A 19,421-nucleotide genomic window follows, 5' to 3' on the forward strand; every position below is an offset into this window, starting at 1 on the left:
CGACGCCCCTCGGTCACCTGCTGTCAGCGCGGCCCGTCGGTGCCGACCGCCGAGTGCCGGTGACGGAGCACGAGCGTGCCCGCCCCGGCGAGCAGCAGCAGGAGCGCGAACCCGACGGGGACGACCGGCGAGGCCGCTCCCGTGTAGGCGAGCGCCGTCGCGCCGTCACCGGCGGCGCCGACCGTGTCGGCCACCGTCCGAGCGACGGCCGGGATCCCGCTGGTCGCGCCGGCCGTGGTGGTCACCACACCCGTCCTGGAGGCCCGGGTCGGCCCGTCCGAGCCGGTGGCACCGACCGGGGTGGTCACGGTTCCGGGCACGGTGACGTCGCCGTCGTCCGTCCCGTCACCGGGCGTCGTGCCCGGGTCCGTACCGGGATCGGTGCCCGGGTCCGTACCGGGGTCAGTGCCGTCGCCCGGGGTCGTGCCCGGGTCCGTGCCGGGGTCGGTGCCCGGGTCCGTGCCGGGGTCGGGCGTCGTGCCGGTGCCCGGCGTGGTGGCGGTCCCGTCACCGACGACGCCGATGCCGTTCCCACCGATGGTGATCGGCAGGCTGATCACCGGGACCACCTGGGTGCCGGAGAGCAGGCCGCCGTCACCGGAGGTCGCATCCCCGGCCGACGGGGTCGTGCTGCCCACGGTGGTGCCCGCCGGGGTCGCCCCGCCGGTGCTGGTGCCGTCGCCGACGACGCCGATGCCGTTCCCGCTGATCGTGATCGGGACCGCGACCACCGGGGCCACCTGGGTGCCCGAGGCGGTGCCGTCCGCCCCGTCCGTCGTGCCACCGGCAGCCGGAGCCGGACCGGCAGCGGTGCCGGTCCCCGCAGCGGGCGTCGTGCCCGCCGAGGTGCCGTCACCGAGCAGCCCGATGCCGTTGCCGCCGATCGTGACCGGGACGTCGACCAGTCCGCCGACCTGCGTGCCGGAGAGCAGCCCGTCGTCGCCGGACGTGCTCGGCGTGGTCGTGGCCGGAGCGGCCGGTGTCGGCGTCGCCGCCGTGCCGGACCCCGCAGCGGTGCCGTCCCCGAGGACCCCGATGCCGTTGCCGGACACCGTCACCGGGACCGACACGACCGGGGCGACCTGGGTCCCCGAAACCGTGCCGTCCTCGCCCGAGGTGACCGGTGCCGGAGCAGCGGGCTCGGCCGGTGCCGCCGGAGTGGATGCCGCCGGGATGGGCGGCGTCGAGGTCGACGCCGCGTCACCACCGACGGCGACCGCGTTGCCACCGATCGTGACGGGCACGGTCACGTCGCTGGCGACCTGGGTCCCCGAGCCGGTGCCGTCCGAACCGGACGTGGTCGGAGCGGCCGCCGGAGCAGCGGCGGGGGCCGGAGCCGGAGCAGCAGCCGGGGTCGACACCGCGTCACCACCGACGGCGACGGCGTTGCCACCGACGGAGACCGGGGCGGTCACGGCCGGCGCCACCTGGGTGCCGGAGGCCGTGCCGTCGGCACCCGAGGTCGTCGGCGCCGGGGCAGGAGCCGGAGCCGGTGCAGAAGCGGCCGCTGGGGCCGCAGGAGCCGCGGCGGGCGAGGTCACCGACGACACCGCGTCGCCGAGCACCCCGAGGGCGTTGCCGGTGAGGGACACCGGAGCGTCCACCGACGGAACCACCTGGGTTCCGGACACGGCGCCGTCCGCTCCGGAGGTCGTGGCAGCGTTCGCCGCTGCAGCCCCTCCGAGCGTGAGGCCGCCGACGAAGAGGGCGAACCAGAGCCCTCTCGAGACGTACTTGTTCATGGTCGTACTCCCTGATCGAGATCGTTGGCCGACCGCGGTCGCGGTCGGTGTGCGTGCGTGCCTGCCGTGCCGGACAGGCGCACCGATCTCAGTCAGGGGCGACGTCGTGCTCGCCGACGACCGATGCGGGGACCGCATCGTCGGCGGGCGTGCCGCGAGACCCCGCGGCGAGGGAGACGACGTCGTCGGTCGAGCCGACGATGCCGACGGCTGCGACGCCGCCGGGAGTCGAGGTGGCACTGCCACCGAGGACGCCCGCGCCGCCTTGGCCGTCGGACGGCACTCCGTGGCCGTCGCCCGGCTCGGGGACGAGCAGGGCGGTGCCGCCGAGGGTCGCGTCCTGCACGGCACCAGCGACGGGGCCGACGAGCGGTCCGGTCACGAAGGTGGACGGCGCGGTCACACTCGACCGGCGCTCGGCGTCGGGGGCGGGCGTCACGCCCGTACCCGCGCCCGTCGACGCGACCGTGGTCGCGGACGGGGTCGTCGCCGGGGCGGCAGCCTGCGGCGGTCGCGCGGACGGGACAGCCGAGCCGGGCACGCCGGACGGGGTGGTGCCGACGACGAGCGGAGGGGCGGGGACGTCGATGACGGGATCCGTGCCTCCTGGCAGGACGCCACCGAACGACGGGACCACGCCTGCGACGACGTCGGGGACCTGTCCGACGATCGTGCCGACACCGCCGAGGGTGTCGTCGACCAGGCCGGTGACCGGAGCGGTGACCGTGCCGAGGGTGTCGCCGCCGACGACGGGGCCGACCACCGGGACGCCGCTGACCACGTGGTCGAGCGTGTCGACGACCGTGGTCACCGGTCGCGCGTCGGTGACCGTCCGCACGGTCCCGGAGACGGGACGCAGCACCGTCGCGACGGTGTCGGTGACGGGCCGGGAGGCGGTGCCCACGTGCTCGACGACGCCCTGCACCGGGTGCGTGGCCGGCTCGGCCGCAGGGGCGGTCGTGGCCGGCACCGCGGGCGCGGTCGCCAGAGCGGCAGGGGTCGGAGCTGTGGGAGCCGGAGTTGCGGGGGCGGGGGCGACGGGAGCCGGCGCGGGCGCCGGGGCCGATGGGGGTGCCGGGGCCGACTTCGGGGCTGCCGGTGCCGGAGCGGGCTTCGGCGCGGGTACGACCGCCGCACGGACCGGGTCCACGACGCCGCCGACGACCTGTCCGACACCGCCGGACACGTCGTGCACGGTCTCGCCGAGGCCGTCGACCACACCACTGACGAGCCCGCGCTGCTGCGTCTGGGCGGGCGGAGTGGACGCTGCCTCGGCAGCCGAGGCCGGACGGGCCCCGAACGCCAGGGACAGCAGCACGAGGGCAGCGAGGGTCCCGACGCCCAGCAGGGCGATCCGGAGCACCGCGAGCCGTCGTGCGCGCGACGTCGTGTCCATGCGCTCACCTCCTGAACTCGGCTGCGCACGTAGAGTGGTTGACCGGCAATGTACGCCGGTCCGTTCCGGAACGCACCCCGTTCTGGAAGAAATTCTCAGGAAAGGCCGTCCGTGGTCTCGATCTTCTCCGCCCCGACCCGCAACCTGGACATCGTCACGCTGCACGAGATCCTCCGCCTGCGACAGGACGTCTTCGTCGTCGAGCAGGGGGCCGCGTACGGCGACATCGACGGGCGTGACCTCGAGCCCGGCACCGTGCAGTTCTGGGCGGGCCAGGGCTCGGTGGACGCCACACTCCGGCTCCTGCGCGAACCCGATGGCACCGAACGCATCGGCCGGGTCGTCACGGCGGCGCACGCCCGCGGACAGGGCCTGTCGGGGCAGCTGATCGAGGCCGCGATCGCCGAGTCCCGCTCCGCGAGCATCGCCCTCGGCGCCCAGTCGCACCTCGAGCAGTGGTACGCCCGCTTCGGGTTCGTGCGCTCCGGCGACGAGTACCTCGAGGACCGGATCCCGCACGTCCCGATGACCCGGCAGCGCTGAGCGAACCGGCGCGTCAGGCGCGCCAGCGGCGGAGTTCGTCGAAGGAGCGGCCCTGCGTGGACCGGTCGGCGACGAGCCGCTCGAACACGATGTTCGTCTGGGTCGTCGCCACCGACGGGTCGCCGCTGAGCTCGTCGGCGACGAAGTCCCGCAGCTGCTCGGTCGACTCGCACGCGATGTGCACGAGGAAGTCCTTGTCGCCGGCCAGGAACGAGACGTCCTGCACGACGGGCACCCGGAGCAGTCGCTTCGCGAAGTCGCGGAGTTCGTGGCGGGCCGCGGCGTGGACCCGGACGGAGACCATCGCCTCGATCGAGAAGCCGAGTCGCGCGATGTCGACCTCGGCCCGGTAGCCGCGGATCACCCCGGCGTCCTCGAGGGCCCGGACCCGGGTCAGGCACGTCGACGGCGCGATGCCCACGGCGGCCGCGAGGCGGTTGTTCGGGATCCGGGCGTCGCCGGCCAGGGTCCAGAGGATGCGCTCGTCGACCTCGTCGAGGCGCGGGACGGGGTCGGGACGGCGAGCTGGTCGGTCGGACACGGCTCGACGCTACCGCGACGGTGCGAGCAGGGCGCGGAGCGCGTCGTCGAGCGCCCCCGCCACCACGTCGTCGTCGGCCGACGCGAGCGGCTCCACCGCGGTGGACCGCCGGAGCATCGTCATTCCGAGCACCACCGACAGCGCGATCTCGGCCCGGACGAGCAGTTCGTCGGTGACCTCGCCCCCGACGGCCGTGGCGAGACGCTCCGCGTACCGGCGCAGGGTCTCGCGACGGATGGCGTCGGCACCGTCGTCGCCGGAGGACCGGAGCAGCAGCATGAGCTGGAGGGAGTCGTCGTCGGTCGGCGTACGGACCACGTGCGAGACCAGTCCGGCCAGTGCGCGCTCGAGGCCGCGCTCGACGGGCTGCTCGACCCCGAGGTCCTGCACCACCCGGTCGAGACAGGCTCGGAACAGCCCCTCCTTCGACCCGAAGTAGCGGTTGATCAGCGCGACGTTGACCCCGGCGTCGGCGGCGATGTCCCGCACCGTCGTCGCCTTGAACCCGTCGAACGCGAACCGGTGCCGCGCCGCCCGTACGAGCAGCAGTCGGGTGGCGGCGGCGTCCTTGCTCATGGTCGAAGCGTATCGGCCCGACCCGGGATGTAAGCAAGTGTTGACATCGCGTGAGAACTGCGTACTCTCGTCAAGTCAGCAAATGTTTACATCACCCGAGACACGGAGCACGATGACCGACACCATGCAGAGTCCCCGCACGGGCTCGCACCCCACCACCGCCGGGCACCGGCCGAACAGCACGGCGATCATCGTCTACCTGTCCCTCGGCGGTCTGTCGTTCGCGGTCCTGCAGTCGCTCGTCGCCCCGGCGCTGTCGACCATCGGACAGGACCTCGGCGCCTCGACGAGCGCGACGAGCTGGGTGCTCACCGCCTACCTGCTCTCCGCGTCGGTGCTCACGCCGATCCTCGGCCGCCTCGGCGACATGATCGGCAAGCGCAAGGTCCTGATCGTCGTGCTGTCGATCCTGCTCGTCGGCGCCGTGCTCGCCGCGCTGGCACCGAACCTCGGCGTCCTCATCGTCGGTCGGGCCCTGCAGGGCGCCGCCGGCGCGGTGATGCCACTGTCGATCGGCATCGTCCGCGACGAGCTACCGAAGGAGAAGGTCAGCGTCACGATCGGTCTGCTCTCCGCGATCTTCGGCATCGGCGCCGGCGTCGGCATCGTCGCCGCCGGACCGATCGTCGAGCACCTGTCGTGGCACTGGCTGTTCTGGCTGCCCGCCGTGCTCGTCGTCATCGCCCTGCTCGGCGCGATCTTCGGCATGCCGGAGTCGCCGGTGCGCAAGCCCGGCCGCCTCGACATGGTCGGCACCTTCGTCCTCGCCGTCTCGCTCGTGTCGATCCTGCTCGCGGTCAGCGAGGGCGAGACCTGGGGCTGGGGCGACGGCAAGACCATCGGCCTGCTGGTCCTCGGCGCCGTGGCACTGGTCGCGTTCGTCCTGGTCGAGCTCCGCGTCGCCGAACCGCTCATCGACGTCCGCCTGTTCGCCGTCCGCGGCGTCTGGACGGCCCACGTCGTCGCGCTCGTCTTCGGCTTCGCGATGTTCGGCACCTTCGTGCTCGTGCCGACCCTGCTGCAGCTGCCGAGCGCACTCGGCTACGGCTTCGGCAAGGACGTCACCCAGGCCGGTCTCTTCCTGTTGCCGACCGTCCTGATGATGATCGTCGCCGGGCCGATCGCCGGCATCCTCGTCCGCAAGGTCGGTCCGAAGCCGCCCATGCTGCTCGGCGGGATCGCCATCGTCGCCGCGTTCCTGCTGCCCGCGATCGCGCACGGCGAGCTCTGGCAGGTCGTCGTCTCCGGCATCCTGACCGGCATCGGCATCGGCCTGGCCCTCGCCGCGTGCTCGAACGCCATCATCGAGAGCGTCCCCGCGAACCAGACCGGCGAGGCCATCAGCGCCAACACCGTCGTCCGCACGATCGGCTCGAGCGTCGGCACCGCGGTCATCGCGGCGCTCATCACCTCGCACAGCACCCCGCAGGGTCTGCCGACCGACGACGCCTTCACCATCGGGTTCTGGGCGTGCACCGGTGTCGCGGTCCTCGCCGTCCTCGCCGCGCTCGCGGCCCCGTCGATGCGCGCGCGCCGCGCAGCGGCGGCGGCCCGTGGCATCGACGACCTCGAGGAGATCGCCGAGTAGGGCCCTCGACCCGACCACCCCGGGAGGCCCGTCCTGCGTCGTCGACGCGGGGCGGGCCTCCCGGCGGTCGCGCCCACCGCCACCGGCGGCTCCGCAAGCTGGGAAGCGACCGAGCACGCCGCCGCCGGCGTGACGATCATCGGACCGGATGCGTCACAGCAGGTGGACGCGATCACCGTGCCCCGGACAGGAGACCCATGAGCACCACGGACCACGACGACACCACGACCAGCAGCAAGCCGTCCTTCCGCGACACCGTCACCGCCGGCCTGGTGCAGAAGGCGCTGGAACCCGTGCTGCGCGCCGTCCGTGACGAGGTGGCCTCGGCTCGGCGGGAGATCAGCGAGCGCGCGAACGGCGCGAAGACCGGGCTGGTGCTCACCGGCGCCGCGGTGGCCTTCGCGTTGACCACGCTCGTGCTGCTGGCCGGCCTCGTGGTGGCGCTCCTGGCCCTGGCACTGCCGATCTGGGCTGCGACGGGGATCACGTTCGTCGTGTTCGCCGTCGTCACCGCGATCCTGTTCGTGGTCGGACTCCGTGGCATCCGACGAGGCGTGCCGCCGGTGCCGAAGGACACCATCCGCGCAGCGAAGGACCGTGTCACGCACACGGGCGACTCGTCGGCCACGACCGACTGAGCACCGACGGCGCTCCAGCGCTACATCGCGAGGGTCATGCCGACGACGGCGACCGTCATCGCGAAGACCTCGCCGCTGCGCACTGCCCGACGGTCCTCCTGCGCCCACTCGTGCCGCAGCAGCCACCCGCTGAACGCGCAGTAGCCGATCACGCCGGCACCGAGCACCGCGGACAACGCGATGCCGTGCCCGCCGTGCCCCTCGGCGACGCCGGCCGCGTGGCCCATCAGGAGCATGCCGGCCATCACGACCGCCGACAGCGCGCGGTGCACGTCCATCGGCTCGGCGCGGCGGCCGTCGGCACGGCGACGACGCATCACCGGCAGCGGTGCGAGCAACAGCAGGAGCGTCGCGGCGAACAGCGTCCACACCGCGCCCGCGTGCACCACGGGCATGAGCATCGCGACGAGCATCACCGCGGCCGGCACGATCACGCCGGGCCGCGGTCGGTAGCGGTCACCGACGATGCAGCACACCGACGCGAACTGCGGCACGACGAGCATGGCGTCGGCGACGGTCTCGTGCACGGCGGGTCCTCAGCTGCGGCGGCGCGGTGCCGGGCGGGTCAGTCCTCGGCGCGGGCAGCGGCCTTGGCGGCGCGCTCCTGCTTCACACGGGCGTTCTCGGCGTGCACGGCGGCCTGCGTCTCGCGCTCGCGGACGAGCCACTCGGGCTTCTGCTCGAGCAGCGTCTTGATCTCCGCCGTGGTGAGCGCGTCGTCGATCCCCGCACGGGTCAGGCCCGAGATGGAGACGCCGAGCTTCTGCGCCACGACGGGTCGCGGGTGCGGGCCGTCGCGTCGGAGGTCCTCGAGCCACGTCGGGGGTTCGGTCCGGAGCTCGTCGAAGGCGGTCCGTGTGACGGGAGCGCCCTGGAAGGACTCCGGAGCGGCCGCCAGCAAGATGCCGAGCTTCTTCGCAGCCGTTTCGGGCTTCATGGTCTGTTCCTGCGCCATGCCCCCTAGAGTACGGCCCCTATGCTCGTCTGCATGACCGCGGCACTCACCATCGCATTCGTGCCCGGGGTCTCCCCGGCCAAGTGGGCCCGTGTCTGGCGGGATCGACACCCCTCGATCGAGCTGCGGCTGCGGCCGATCGGGTCCGACGACGTCGACGACACGCTCGCCGGCGAGGTCGACATGGTCTTCGCACGCATGCCCGTCTCCGAGCAGCACAACGCCATCCCCCTCTGGACCGAGACCGCCGTGGTCGCGATGCCGAAGGACTCCCCCCTCGCCGACCTGGCCGAGGTGGACCTCGCCGACGCCGAGGTGCACGTCGTCGACGCCGGCCCGGTGCCGACCGACATCGCCGCCGCGCTCGACCTGGTCGAGGCGAACGTCGGCGTCGTCGTGCTCCCCCAGTCGCTCTTCCGCGCGGCGAGCCGCAAGGACCTCGTCGCGCGCCCGCTCTTCGGCGCCTCCGGCACCCAGATCGCGCTGGTCTGGCGTGACGAGGACGCCACCGAGACGACCGAGGAGTTCATCGGCGTGGTGCGCGGACGCACCGCCAACAGTTCGCGGACCCAGCCGACCGGCACCGATCGCGACGTCGAAGCGGCCCTGCGTGCGGCAGGCGGCGGTTCCAAGGCCGGTGACGGGTCGGGCAAGGGCGCAGCGGGCAAGGGCGGGTCCGGCAAGGGCGGAGCCGGCGCAGGCGCCGGCGGCAAGGCGAAGGCGAAGTCGCCCGGCAGCGGCAAGTCCGGCAGTGGCAAGAAGTCCAACACCGGCAAGGGACCCACCCCCGGCCGCGGGAAGATGCGCGGCAAGCCGAGCCGGGGTTCGAAGGGCAACCGATGACGGACACGCGCCTGCAGGAGATGCCGGCCACGCGCCTCCCGGCCTGGCTCGACCGGACCATGGCCGAGTACGTGGCGTCGCGGATGCAGGCGGGTGAGACCCGCGAACAGGCCGAGGCGAACAAGCAGAAGTCGCTCGACCAGTGGTTCCCGGACGGGTCCCCGGCCGACGGGCACCTGGTGTGGGACGTCCTCGACCAGGACGACACCCCGGTCGGGTACCTCTGGATCGGCCCGTTCGCTCCGGGCGGGACCGACTGGTGGGTGTTCGACGTCGAGATCGACGAACCGCACCGTCGTCGCGGGCACGCCCGACGTGCACTCGAGCTCGGCCAGCGGGCTGCAGCGGAGCACGGCGCGACGAGCATCGGGCTCAACGTGTTCGGCTACAACACCGGCGCGCAGGACCTGTACGCCTCGCTCGGGTACGAGGTCACCGCGACGCAGATGCAGAAGCCGCTGGTCTGAGGGTTCTGCCGCTGGGGGTTCTGCCGCTTCGTCGCGGCAGGTGCTTCGTCAGGGCAGCTGTGTCGTCACGGCAGGACGGCAGCCGCTGCGCGGGTGACCCGGTCCCCGCGCGCTGCCTCGGCCGCAGCCCGTGCACGGGCGACCACGACGGCGTCGGCGCGCTCCGCGGAGCCCGCGTCGAACGGCGGCTGCGGGTCGTACTCGATCTGCAACTGGATCGCCTCGGCCGATGCCCGCCCCGCGAGCTCGGCCGCCAGCCACAGCGCCATGTCGATGCCCGCACTGACGCCGGCTGCCGTGACGACCGCGCCGTCGTCGACGATCCGCTCGTCGACCGGTTGCGCCCCGAACGCCTCGAGCATCGGCTTCGACGCCCAGTGGGTCGTCGCACGCTTGCCGGCGAGGAGCCCCGCGGCACCGAGGACGAACGCACCCGTGCAGACCGAGGTCACCCAGGTGGCGCGCTCGGCCTCGCGCCGCACGAACCCGATGAGCTCGGGGTCGAGCATCGCGTCGAAGGCACCGTCACCACCGGGGACCACGAGGACGTCCGCGGGACCCGCGTCGGCGATGGTCGTCGTCGGGACCAGCGCGAACCCGCAGTCGGTCGGCACCGGGTCGAGCGTCGCCGCCACGTACTCGACGCGTGCGCCGGGCACACGGGAGAGCACCTGCGCCGGGCCGGTGAAGTCGAGCTGCGTCAGGTCCGGGAAGAGCAGGAAGGCGATCCGGACCTCGGTGGGGTCGTGGTCCGGCTCCGTCGCCGAGTCCCCGGCCGTGTCCGAGTCCGGCGTGGGGGCGGGCACGTCGACGGGCACGTCGACGACGTCGGCGTCGACCGGGTGGACAGGACGCACGCGCGGGTTCGGCTGGTCGGTGCTCATGCCGCGACCCTAGCCCGGTGCGGTCGCGGGCGGTGGGGTCGGCGTCCTGGTCAGTTCCAGACGCCCGAGGTCCCGCGCCGGTGACTGCCGAGCAGGTGCGTGTCGACGATGCCGAGCGCCTCCATCAGGGCGTGCATCGTGGTCGGACCGACGAACGCGAAGCCGCGCTTCCGCAGTGCCTTCGACAGTGCGACGGACTCGTCGGAGGTCGTCGGGACCTGCGCGTACGACTCCGGCTCAGGCGTCGTCGCCGGACGGAACGACCAGACGAAGTCGGACAGCCCGCCGTCCTGCCGCAGTGCGACCGTCGCGTTCGCGTTCGTGATGGTCGCGAGGATCTTCGCCCGGTTCCGGACGATGCCGGCGTCGGCCATCAGCCGAGCGACGTCGTCCTCGCCGAAGCCCGCGACGGTGTCGGGGTCGAAGTCCGCGAACGCCGCACGGAACGCCGGACGCTTCGCCAGGATCGTGCGCCAGGACAGGCCGGACTGGAACGCCTCGAGTGACAGCCGCTCGAACACGCCGCGCTCGTCCCGCACGGGCATGCCCCACTCGGTGTCGTAGTAGTCGCGGAGCAGCTCGTCCGTCGATGCCCACACAGGCCGGGCGAGTCCGTCGTCGCCGATCACCAGGTCGGAGTGGGGCGCTGCGGCAGGCTCGGTGTTCATGCCCCCATCCTGGCGCGCGCCGCCGACACCCTCGTTGCCGGCCGTGTGGTCACTCGGCCGGCGGGCCGTCCTGGGCGGCCTGCGGGTCCATCCACACGTACTCCCACCGGTGGCCGTCCGGGTCGGTGAAGCTCCGCTGGAACATGAAGCCGAGGTCCATCGGCGCGCGGTCCTCGCTCCCGCCGGCCGCGACAGCGGCGTCGACGATGCGGTGCACCTCGTCCTTCGACCCGGCGGTGAGCGAGTTGATCACCTCGACGGTGCCGGCGTCGGCGATCGTCTTGTCGGTGAAGTCGGCGAACTTCGCGTGGGTGAGCGCCATGACGTAGATCGTGTCGCTGATCACGATGCACGCAGCGGTGTCGTCGCTGAACACCGGGTTGATCGAGTAGCCGAGGGCCTCGTAGAACGCCTTCGAACGGTCGAGGTCGGTGACGGGCAGGTTGATGAAGACCATCGTGTCCATGGGGAGGTTCCTTTCGTCACGCTCAACCTGGCCCGTGGCACGGCGATGCGCAACCGTTCCGTCGCGGTACGGACTGATACGCAATATGCTGGATGGATGCGGGCGTACGTCGATGAATCGGAGCCGGGCGGCGGACGCGATCACACGACCTACGTCATGGCTGCCGTGGTCATCACGGCGTCCGCCTGCGACGCGGCACGTGCGGACGTGCGGGCCGCGACACCGAGGCGGATGCGGAAGCTGCACTGGTACGAAGCCCTCCTTGGTCAGCGGCTCTCATGGCTCGACCTCCTCCGACGGGCCGTCGAGATCGTCGTCGTCCGCTACGAGGGAGCCGCTGCGCGCGCCGAACGGCGACGACGCCGGTGCTTGGAGCGACTCGTCTGGGAGCTCGAGGTGCGGGGCGTCACACTCCTCGTCCTCGAATCGCGAGGGAGGGCACGAGATGACGGCGACCGGTCGATGCTCGATGCCCTTCGACGGCGGGGAGTCGGCGTTCCGGTGCGACACGAGCACGTCCGCGGGGTCGATGAACCACTGGTCGCACTGGCTGATCTTGCTTGCGGTGCGCACGTGGCGGGCCTCGACGACGAGCTCGACAGCACTCTTGTCCGCGTGGGGTGAACGACCCTGGACAGCGCAAAACCCCGGTCCCGCGCTGGCTGCAGGATTCTCCGGGGCTCACTTTCGACCGAGCAGCACGCGGTCGACATATCAATTTTACAAGTCCAGCGCGGGCCACGTCAAGTAACCCAGGACACCGACTCGGAACGACGAAGCCGCCGTCGTGCGACAGCGACTTCGTCGTTCCGAGTCGGCTCGGCGGTGCGCGACCGAGGTCAGGCGGACGCGCGGCCCTCGCCTGCGGCCTTCTGGTCGGCCTCGGCCTCGGCCTGGCCGATGATGTCCTCGGCCGGCACCGGGTTCAGGCGGTCCCAGAGGAAGAACAGCAGGCCGCCGACGAGCATCGACAGTCCGACCCACAGGTTGATGTGGATGCCGCCGGTCTTCTCGGGGTCGGTGTCCCAGTGGACGATGCCGACGATCGTCACGATGACGCCGTAGAGCACGAACAGGCCGCCGAGGATGCGGCGCAGGTCGAGACGACGGGTCGAGCGGACGAGGGCGGCCTTCTGCTCCTCGGTCAGCGCGCCGGGGGTGGTGGTGTCACTCATGGTCGGTGATCTCCTTCGCGGATCAGAGGAACGGCAGGTACAGGACGACGCACAGGATCAGTGCGACGGTGCCGAGCAGTGCGGGCGAGCGGTACCAGGCGGTGTCGGTCGCCACGGAGTCGCCGTGCAGGTCGATCTTGCCGATGCCGTAGACCAGACCGCCGAGCTCCTTCTCGTCCTTGGGCGTGGTGAACATCGAGACGACGAACCCGACGATCAGGACGGTCACGAACGAGATGATCGCGCCGTACAGGGTCTCGGCGGTCGCGGTGGCGAACAGGTCCGGGTTCACGAGGTACGCGATCCAGGTGATCGTCGGCGTGACGATGCCGAGCACGTAGCCCCAGAGCGCGCCCTGCGTGGTCATCCGCTTCCAGAGCAGGCCGAGGATGAAGACGGCGAACAGCGGCGCGTTGAAGAACGAGAACAGCGTCTGCATGTACGTCATGATGTTCGACGCCTGGGCCGCGATGAACGCGGTCGCGATGCCGACCAGGACGCCGACGACGGTCACCCAGCGACCGGTCTTCAGGTAGTGGATGTCCGGCATGTTCGGCTTGATGTAGCGCTGCCAGATGTCGTACGTGAAGACGGTGTTGAACGACGAGACGTTGGCCGCCATGCCGGCCATGAACGACGCGAGCAGGCCGGTCACCGCGACGCCGAGCACACCGGTCGGCAGGTACATCTGGATGAGCTTCGGGATCGCGTCGTTGTAGGTGAGCGAGCCGTCGGCGAACTGGTTGCCGACGACCGCCGCGGCGATGAGGCCGGGGATCACGACGATGGCCGGGATGAACAGCTTCGGGATCGCGGCGATGAGCGGGGTCCGGCGCGCAGCGGACATGTTCTTCGCCGAGAACGCGCGCTGCACCTCGGTGAAGTTGGTGGTCCAGTAGCCGAAGCCGAGGACGAAGCCCAGGCCGAGCACGATCGCGAGCCAGTTGGCGCCGATCGGGTTGGTCACGTCACCGAAGCCGGTGCCGGCCCAGGCCTGCAGGTGCTGCACGCCCTGGGTCTCGGTGATCGCCTTGCTGAGCCCGTCCCAGCCGCCGACGCGGTGCAGACCGACGATCGTCAGCGGGATGAGCCCGGCGATGATCACGAAGAACTGCATGACCTCGTTGTAGATCGCGCTGGAGAGCCCGCCGAGGGTGATGTAGACGAGCACGAAGCCGGCGGACACGACGATGGCCAGCCACTCCGGCCAGCCGAGCATCGCCTCGATGACGATGGCCATGGCGTAGAGGTTGATGCCCGCGATGAGCACGTTCGACACCGCGAACGCGATCGAGTTCACGAGGTGCGGGGCCTTGCCGAAGCGGCGGAGCATGAACTCCGGCACCGACCGGACCTTGGAGCCGTAGTAGAAGGGCATCATCACGAGCCCGAGGAACACCATGGCCGGCACCGCGCCGACCAGGTAGTAGTGCAGGGTCGCCATGCCGATCTGGGCGCCGTTGGCGGCCATGCCGAGGATCTCGGTCGCACCGAGGTTCGCGGACACGAAGGCCAGGCCCGTGATCCACGCCGGCATCGAGCGCCCGGACAGGAAGAAGTCCATGCTCGTCCGGACCTGTTTACGGGCGGTGAACCCGATCCCGATGACGACCGCGAAGTACACGATGATCATCAGGTAGTCGACCCAGCCCAAGTCGAGCCGGATCCCTTCGTTCGCTGCAGCGAGAACCATTCAACATCTCCACGTCAGTGTGTTGCAGTCGACAACTCCGCCGACCCGGACGGAGACGTTACACCGAATTGTGACCGTTCACATAGCCGAGGCATGTGTCTGCCGACGGCGGCCCGTGGCCCGCGATCGCTAGGCTCGCCCCATGACCGACCAGGCGCGCATCCTCGTCCTCAACGGACCGAACCTCGACATCCTCGGGCGGCGCGACCCGGAGCAGTACGGCACCGTGACGCTCGCCGAGCTCGAGGCGATCGTGCACACCGAGTCAGCCGTGCACGGGCTGGACGCGGACTTCCGCCAGACGAACCGCGAGGGCGAACTGGTCGAGTGGCTGCACGAGGCCCTCGACGACTTCGCCGCCGTGGTGATCAACCCCGCGGCCTACGCACACACCTCGGTCGCGTTGCACGACGCTGTCGAGGCGCTGTCCGTCCCCGTCGTCGAGGTGCACCTGTCGAACACGTGGAAGCGCGAGCCCTTCCGGCACGTCGACCACGTCGCCACCGCTGCGACCGCGGTCATCGCCGGCGCGGGCGCCGACGGCTACCGCCTGGCGGTCGCACACGTCGCGTCCCTCATCGCCTGACGCCCGTCACGCGGCACGGGCGGTTCTCGCCCCGCCGAGGTTCCGAGATCTCGGAACCTCGGCGCCGCCGCCGTCCCGGAGTGGAACCTCGGCGTCACGCGGACGGCAAGTCGTGGAACCCGGCGGTCGCGCACGTCGCGTGCCTCATGCCCTGACGGCCCGTCGGCTGACGCCCGTCACGGGCGCACGAGGCGGACGGGAGGCCCGTGGCGGGGCCGCCACGGGCCTCCCGTCCGCCGTGTTGGAACGTTCCCAACGCTGGCTGGACGCGCTAGGTTCGCATGTATGGACAAAGTACGCATCGGACTCGTCGGCTACGGCATCGGAGGGCGGGCGTTCCACCGCCCGTTCCTGCTGGACGCGACCGGCGTCGACCTCGTCGGCGTTGTCGCCCGTTCGGCCGCCAAGCGCGAGCAGCTCGCGACCGACCTGCCCGGCGTCACCGTGCACGACTCCCTCGGTGACCTGATCGCCGCGGGCGTCGACGCCGTCGTCGTGACCACTCCCCCGTCCACCCGGCGCGAACTCGTCCTGCAGGCGATCGCTGCGGGGGTCGCCGTCGTCGCGGACAAGCCGTTCGCTCCGGACCCGGCCACCGCGCGCGCGATCCGGCAGGCCGCGGCCGATGCCGACGTCGTGATCACGCCCTTCCACAACCGCCGGTGGGACACCGACCTCACCACCCTCCGGAGCGTGCTGGACGCCGGACGGGTCGGGACGCCACTGCGCTTCTGGTCCCGCTTCGACATGGTCGAGCGGCACGGCATCGCGACGGGGATCGGCGGCGGCGTGCTCTCCGACATCGGATCGCACCTGGTCGACCAGGCCGTGTCGTTGTTCGGACCGATCGCCCGGGTGTCCTGCACGCTCGACGTCCGCGATGCCCGCTCGCTCGGCCGCGACCAGGACGGCCCGATCGACGCCGGCTTCACGATCGCGGCGACGCACGTGTCCGGCGTCGAGTCCGTCCTGACGTCGAACAAGGCCGGGTGGCTGGGCGCACGGCAGCTCCGCCTCGACGGTGTCGACGGGACGTACGAGGCCACGAGCACCGACGTGCAGGCGCAGGCAGCGGTGGCGGGGGCGTCACCCGCCGACGACCGGTCGGCCTGGGGAGTCGAGCCCTCGTCGGGGACCCTCACGACGGAGTCCGGCACGGTCGACGTCCCGTCGGCGCAGCGCTCCTACACGGACTACTACGAGCGGTTCGCGCGCGCAGTCCGCGGGCTCGGCCCGGTGCCGGTGCCCGTCGACGACGCTGTGCACGTGGTCGAGGTGCTCGACGCGGCGCGCCGGTCGGCGGCGGCGGGCGAGACGGTCACCGTCCCCGCTCCGTAGGCGTTCTTTCCCACGACATCTGCGATGCAAGGTCGAATCGCGCGTACCTGGTGAGGACTTCAGACCAGGTACGCCCGAATCGACCAGGAACGTGCGGAAGGCCGGGGCCCCGCGGTCAGAAGTCCGCCGGGCGCCGCACGTCGGTCAGGCCGGCCGTGGCGAAGCCCCCGCGGATGATCGGGATCGCCCGGCGCACCGCCTGGTCGATGCGGAGTTCGAGGTCGACGTTGCCGATGTCGTAGCCGCCCTCGCGCTTGGTGAAGTCGCGCTCGTTGCCGAACACCCCGATCGGCAGCGTCGTCGACTGGAAGAAGCCGAACAGCGGGCGCATCTGGTGCTCGACGAGCAGGGCGTGGCGATCGCTGCCGCCCGTGGCGGTCAGCAGGACCGGGGTGTCGACGAGGTCGTACTGCCCGATCCAGTCGAAGAACAGCTTGAACGCGCCCGAGTAGGCGGCGCGGAACGCCGGGCTGCCGACGACGAGCACGTCGGCAGCCTCGACGGTCTCGAGTGCCGCCCGGGTGCGCTCGGACATCGCCTCGCGCGAGGACGCAGCACCGAGGTCGGCCAGGAGCGGGCCGATCTCGATGGTCTCGGTGCGGGCACCCTCGATCTCCTGCCCCAGGCGCGCCACCGTGGCGGCGACCAGGGTGGACGTCCTCGAGGGGTCCGAAGGGCTACCGCTGACGCCGACGACCAGTTCTCCACTCATGCGGTCGATGCTCACATGCCTGCCACCGGGGCGGTCCGCGTGTGACGACATGTGTCGGGTGCCAGGCCCCGCGGGTACCGTCCCGCGGCATGCAGACGTTCTTGCCGTACGCCGACTTCCGGGCCTCTGCCGATGTCCTCGACGACAGGCGCCTCGGCAAGCAGCGCGTGGAGACCCTGCAGGTGATGCGGGCGCTGACGCTGCCGGGGTACGGCTGGCAGCACCACCCGGTCACCGCGATGTGGCGCGGCTACCGTCCGGCGCTGATGGCCTACCAGGAAGCGACCTGCAGCGTCTGGCTGGAGCGCGGGCACGTCGACACCTGTCTGGAGAAGACGCTGCTGGACCTCGGGCGGGTGCCGGAGGACCTGGCGGCGTACGAGCGCGGCGACGTCCCGATCCCGCCGTGGAACGACGACGAGGCCCTGCACGCGTCACACCGCTCGAAGCTGGTGCAGAAGGCACCGGAGCACTACCGCGCGCTGTTCCCGGACGCACCGGACGACCTGGACTACGTCTGGCCGGGCACGCCGGACGCACCGGGCACGCCGCACGCCCCGGGCAGTACGGCCGCAACCGTCACGCCACCGGGATCCACCGCGCACCGTCGCGGCGCGTGACGACGTCGGAGCGGATCTCGACCACGTCGCGGAGGCCGTGCACGGCCCGGTCGCGCACGACCGCTGCCGTGGCGTCGTCGTCGGACTCGAACCGGACGACCGCGCACGGCACACCGCGCAGCAGACGGACGTCCTGCGCCTCGACCACGGCGTGCTCGGCGACCAGCCGGGCCGCAGCGGGCAGGACGGCGTCGGGCGCGGTGCCGGCGGCGAGCGCGCCGATCGCCAGGGTCACACGGTACGAGGGCACACCCCGACGGTAGCGGGAGCGCGAGACACCGGGAGCCCGCCGTGGGCTGCAGGGGAACGGACGTCGTTCAGGGGTCGACGTCGGCCCACGGCGGGTCGCGGTGTGTGGCGGGACGCGACGACAGGGGGAACGTCGCGCCCCGCTCCGGATGTCGATCAGGGGTATCGGCATCCGGTCTGGGGCACCGTCCGGGTCACGAGATGCGCCGGGCGGTGTCGGACCTCAAGGGTGTTCGGTGTCCTCTCGGTACCGGTCCGTCTCGATCGGTGCGGGCATCGATCGTCGAGCGGCGGCTGGTCGGATCATGGGGAGCAGGGCGCTCCCGACGGTCGCCAGGGCTCCGACGGCGGCGATCAGCCCGAGGGGGGCGGTGCCGAGGTCGTGCTGCGCAGCCAGGGCGAGCGCGACGAGGGTCGCCGGTGCGGGCAGGAGCTGCACCGCTCGGAAGCGGTCGTCCTGTCGTGACCGGGTCATCATCACGTTTGCCATGTGGACACTCTGGCGCAGATTCCGTGTCCGCATAAGGGGGGACACGACCCCACTCATGGAGTAGAACGTCTAGTACACCCTGCGTGCGGTGTCTCAACCGAGTGCGCGGACGGTGGCCACGGCGTCCGCGACCGCTCCGACGACGATCGGTACGTCCTCGGCGCCGAGGGAACCGTCGAAGGTGAGTCGGAGCGCGGTGCGGGCGACCTCGTCCGGGATCCCGAGCGCGGTGAGCACGTGCGACGCCTCGGTGCTGCCGGCGGCGCAGGCGCTGCCGGATGACGACACGACGTCGCGCTGCTCCAGTTCGAGCAGCACGGTCTCGCCGTTGACCCCGGGGAAGCAGAACGACGCGTGCCCGGGCAGCCGGTGCTCGCGCGAGCCGGTCACGAACGCCCCCGGGACGGCGGCGAGCACCCCGTCGAGCACGGCGTCACGGACGGTCGTCGCGGTGGCGGAGGCTGCAGCGCCACCGGCGGCAGCAGCTCCGCCGGCGGCCACCAGCCCGAGCGCCGTCGCGACCGCCACCGCGCCGGCGACGTCCTCGGTGCCGGAGCGTCGGCCCCGCTCCTGTCCGCCGCCGTGCAGCAGGGGTTCGACGGGGACCCCCGAGCGGACCAGGAGCACCCCGGTCCCCTTCGGAGCACCGAGCTTGTGCCCGGACAGTGACAGCGCGTCGACCCCCAGGACGTCGAGCCCGACCGGCAGCCACGGCGCGGACTGCACGGCGTCGGTGTGGAAGCGCGCGCCGACCGCGTGGGCCTCGGCGGCGAGCGCCGGGACGTCCTGCACGGTGCCGATCTCGTTGTCGGCGTGCGCGATCGACACGAGCGTCGTGTCCGGCCGGAGCGCCGCGCGCAGCACCGACGGGTCGACCAGGCCGTCCGACGCGACCGGCAGCACCGTGACGTCGAAGCCGTGGAAGCGTGCCAGGTACGCGCAGCTCTCGAGCACGGCCTCGTGCTCGATCGCACTGGTGACGACGTGGCGTCCGCGTGGGGCGGCGAGCGCGATCCCCTTGACCGCGGTGTTCGCACCCTCGGTCCCACCCGTGGTGAAGACGACCTCGGCCGGGCGGCAGCCGAGCACGCCGGCGACCGTGGCCCGTGCGGCCGCGAGCCCGCGCGCGGCCTCGTCCCCGACACCGTGCGTCGACGACGGGTTGCCGAACACCCCGGTCAGGTACGGCCACATCGCCTCGAGGACCTCGCGTCGGACGGGGGTCGTCGCCGCCCGGTCCAGGTAGAACAC

The 19,421-nt window shown here is 72.0% G+C and carries 24 protein-coding genes; 9 read left to right on the forward strand and 15 right to left on the reverse strand.

Annotated features, from left to right (window positions below; translation table 11 throughout):
* Window positions 1-23: 23 nt before the first annotated feature.
* Together DEJ14_RS13180 and DEJ14_RS13185 are read right to left on the reverse strand one after the other, a co-directional pair.
* Entirely contained in the window at window positions 24-1,742 is a 1,719-nt protein-coding gene (locus DEJ14_RS13180) for a hypothetical protein (protein WP_111084312.1), read from the reverse strand.
* A gap of 88 nt (window positions 1,743-1,830) precedes the next feature.
* Window positions 1,831-3,138, reverse strand: a complete 1,308-nt coding sequence (locus tag DEJ14_RS13185) for a hypothetical protein (RefSeq protein ID WP_111084313.1) — start codon at window positions 3,136-3,138, stop codon at window positions 1,831-1,833.
* A gap of 111 nt (window positions 3,139-3,249) precedes the next feature.
* On the opposite strand from DEJ14_RS13185, the gene DEJ14_RS13190 reads away from it, so the two are divergent.
* Window positions 3,250-3,681, forward strand: a complete 432-nt coding sequence (locus DEJ14_RS13190) for a GNAT family N-acetyltransferase (protein ID WP_111084314.1) — start codon at window positions 3,250-3,252, stop codon at window positions 3,679-3,681.
* Window positions 3,682-3,694: 13 nt separating this feature from the next.
* Here DEJ14_RS13190 and DEJ14_RS13195 read toward each other — a convergent pair whose 3' ends face one another.
* Together DEJ14_RS13195 and DEJ14_RS13200 are read right to left on the reverse strand one after the other, a co-directional pair.
* Complete coding sequence (locus DEJ14_RS13195) at window positions 3,695-4,222, reverse strand: Lrp/AsnC family transcriptional regulator (protein WP_111084315.1); 528 nt, start codon at window positions 4,220-4,222, stop codon at window positions 3,695-3,697.
* A gap of 9 nt (window positions 4,223-4,231) precedes the next feature.
* Window positions 4,232-4,798 (reverse strand): TetR/AcrR family transcriptional regulator, encoded by a 567-nt coding sequence (locus DEJ14_RS13200; RefSeq protein WP_111084316.1) that lies wholly within the window; start codon window positions 4,796-4,798, stop codon window positions 4,232-4,234.
* A gap of 112 nt (window positions 4,799-4,910) precedes the next feature.
* Here DEJ14_RS13200 and DEJ14_RS13205 point away from each other — a divergent pair, with 112 nt between their 5' ends.
* Complete coding sequence (locus DEJ14_RS13205) at window positions 4,911-6,386, forward strand: MFS transporter (RefSeq protein WP_111084317.1); 1,476 nt, start codon at window positions 4,911-4,913, stop codon at window positions 6,384-6,386.
* A gap of 197 nt (window positions 6,387-6,583) precedes the next feature.
* Window positions 6,584-7,024: a phage holin family protein gene (locus DEJ14_RS13210; protein WP_111084318.1), complete on the forward strand. Its 441-nt coding sequence runs from the start codon at window positions 6,584-6,586 to the stop codon at window positions 7,022-7,024.
* A 20-nt stretch (window positions 7,025-7,044) separates the two neighbouring features.
* Here the strand turns inward: DEJ14_RS13210 and DEJ14_RS13215 are convergent, their stop codons facing one another.
* Together DEJ14_RS13215 and DEJ14_RS13220 are read right to left on the reverse strand one after the other, a co-directional pair.
* Window positions 7,045-7,551, reverse strand: coding sequence for a hypothetical protein (locus DEJ14_RS13215; protein WP_111084319.1), 507 nt, complete (start codon window positions 7,549-7,551; stop codon window positions 7,045-7,047).
* Window positions 7,552-7,589: 38 nt separating this feature from the next.
* Complete coding sequence (locus tag DEJ14_RS13220; protein ID WP_111084320.1) at window positions 7,590-7,979, reverse strand: DUF5997 family protein; 390 nt, start codon at window positions 7,977-7,979, stop codon at window positions 7,590-7,592.
* A 33-nt stretch (window positions 7,980-8,012) separates the two neighbouring features.
* On the opposite strand from DEJ14_RS13220, the gene DEJ14_RS13225 reads away from it, so the two are divergent.
* Entirely contained in the window at window positions 8,013-8,822 is an 810-nt protein-coding gene (locus DEJ14_RS13225) for a LysR family transcriptional regulator substrate-binding protein (RefSeq protein ID WP_181437423.1), read from the forward strand.
* The gene (locus DEJ14_RS13230) at window positions 8,819-9,289 is read left to right on the forward strand and encodes a GNAT family N-acetyltransferase (protein WP_111084322.1); all 471 of its coding nucleotides are present in this window, start codon (window positions 8,819-8,821) and stop codon (window positions 9,287-9,289) included. Before DEJ14_RS13225 ends, DEJ14_RS13230 begins: the two co-directional genes overlap by 4 nt.
* 65 nt (window positions 9,290-9,354) lie before the next feature.
* Here the strand turns inward: DEJ14_RS13230 and DEJ14_RS13235 are convergent, their stop codons facing one another.
* The 3 genes from DEJ14_RS13235 to DEJ14_RS13245 are packed head-to-tail and all read right to left on the reverse strand — an operon-like array spanning window position 9,355 to window position 11,307.
* The gene (locus DEJ14_RS13235) at window positions 9,355-10,173 is read right to left on the reverse strand and encodes a DJ-1/PfpI family protein (RefSeq protein WP_111084323.1); all 819 of its coding nucleotides are present in this window, start codon (window positions 10,171-10,173) and stop codon (window positions 9,355-9,357) included.
* A 50-nt stretch (window positions 10,174-10,223) separates the two neighbouring features.
* Window positions 10,224-10,841 (reverse strand): DNA-3-methyladenine glycosylase I, encoded by a 618-nt coding sequence (locus tag DEJ14_RS13240; RefSeq protein ID WP_111084324.1) that lies wholly within the window; start codon window positions 10,839-10,841, stop codon window positions 10,224-10,226.
* Between the two features lie 49 nt (window positions 10,842-10,890).
* Complete coding sequence (locus DEJ14_RS13245) at window positions 10,891-11,307, reverse strand: VOC family protein (RefSeq protein WP_111084325.1); 417 nt, start codon at window positions 11,305-11,307, stop codon at window positions 10,891-10,893.
* Window positions 11,308-11,403: 96 nt separating this feature from the next.
* On the opposite strand from DEJ14_RS13245, the gene DEJ14_RS13250 reads away from it, so the two are divergent.
* The gene (locus tag DEJ14_RS13250) at window positions 11,404-11,931 is read left to right on the forward strand and encodes a hypothetical protein (protein WP_146249688.1); all 528 of its coding nucleotides are present in this window, start codon (window positions 11,404-11,406) and stop codon (window positions 11,929-11,931) included.
* 215 nt (window positions 11,932-12,146) lie between these two features.
* On the opposite strand, the gene DEJ14_RS13255 is transcribed toward DEJ14_RS13250, so the two are convergent.
* Both DEJ14_RS13255 and DEJ14_RS13260 read right to left on the reverse strand, forming a co-directional pair.
* A complete protein-coding gene (locus tag DEJ14_RS13255) occupies window positions 12,147-12,482 on the reverse strand; it encodes a hypothetical protein (RefSeq protein ID WP_111084327.1) in 336 nt (111 codons plus the stop codon).
* 22 nt (window positions 12,483-12,504) lie between these two features.
* Window positions 12,505-14,175: a sodium:solute symporter family protein gene (locus tag DEJ14_RS13260; protein WP_111084328.1), complete on the reverse strand. Its 1,671-nt coding sequence runs from the start codon at window positions 14,173-14,175 to the stop codon at window positions 12,505-12,507.
* A gap of 142 nt (window positions 14,176-14,317) precedes the next feature.
* Between DEJ14_RS13260 and aroQ the strand changes: the two genes are divergently transcribed.
* Together aroQ and DEJ14_RS13270 are read left to right on the forward strand one after the other, a co-directional pair.
* Window positions 14,318-14,761: a type II 3-dehydroquinate dehydratase gene (gene aroQ / locus DEJ14_RS13265; RefSeq protein ID WP_111084329.1), complete on the forward strand. Its 444-nt coding sequence runs from the start codon at window positions 14,318-14,320 to the stop codon at window positions 14,759-14,761.
* A 285-nt stretch (window positions 14,762-15,046) separates the two neighbouring features.
* Window positions 15,047-16,099, forward strand: coding sequence for a Gfo/Idh/MocA family protein (locus tag DEJ14_RS13270; RefSeq protein WP_111084330.1), 1,053 nt, complete (start codon window positions 15,047-15,049; stop codon window positions 16,097-16,099).
* A gap of 115 nt (window positions 16,100-16,214) precedes the next feature.
* On the opposite strand, the gene DEJ14_RS13275 is transcribed toward DEJ14_RS13270, so the two are convergent.
* Entirely contained in the window at window positions 16,215-16,811 is a 597-nt protein-coding gene (locus DEJ14_RS13275; protein ID WP_181437424.1) for an NAD(P)H-dependent oxidoreductase, read from the reverse strand.
* An 89-nt stretch (window positions 16,812-16,900) separates the two neighbouring features.
* On the opposite strand from DEJ14_RS13275, the gene DEJ14_RS13280 reads away from it, so the two are divergent.
* Entirely contained in the window at window positions 16,901-17,431 is a 531-nt protein-coding gene (locus tag DEJ14_RS13280) for an MSMEG_6728 family protein (protein WP_111084332.1), read from the forward strand.
* Here the strand turns inward: DEJ14_RS13280 and DEJ14_RS13285 are convergent.
* The 3 genes from DEJ14_RS13285 to DEJ14_RS13295 all read right to left on the reverse strand — a co-directional run bounded on the left by DEJ14_RS13285 (window position 17,391) and on the right by DEJ14_RS13295 (window position 19,421).
* Window positions 17,391-17,681: a hypothetical protein gene (locus DEJ14_RS13285; RefSeq protein WP_111084333.1), complete on the reverse strand. Its 291-nt coding sequence runs from the start codon at window positions 17,679-17,681 to the stop codon at window positions 17,391-17,393. The genes DEJ14_RS13280 and DEJ14_RS13285 overlap by 41 nt on opposite strands.
* 222 nt (window positions 17,682-17,903) lie before the next feature.
* The gene (locus tag DEJ14_RS13290) at window positions 17,904-18,170 is read right to left on the reverse strand and encodes a hypothetical protein (RefSeq protein WP_146249689.1); all 267 of its coding nucleotides are present in this window, start codon (window positions 18,168-18,170) and stop codon (window positions 17,904-17,906) included.
* Window positions 18,171-18,263: 93 nt separating this feature from the next.
* Window positions 18,264-19,421: a cysteine desulfurase family protein gene (locus DEJ14_RS13295; RefSeq protein ID WP_111084335.1), complete on the reverse strand. Its 1,158-nt coding sequence runs from the start codon at window positions 19,419-19,421 to the stop codon at window positions 18,264-18,266.

Origin of the sequence: Curtobacterium sp. MCJR17_020, from assembly GCF_003234365.2 — a bacterium.
GTDB lineage: Bacteria > Actinomycetota > Actinomycetes > Actinomycetales > Microbacteriaceae > Curtobacterium.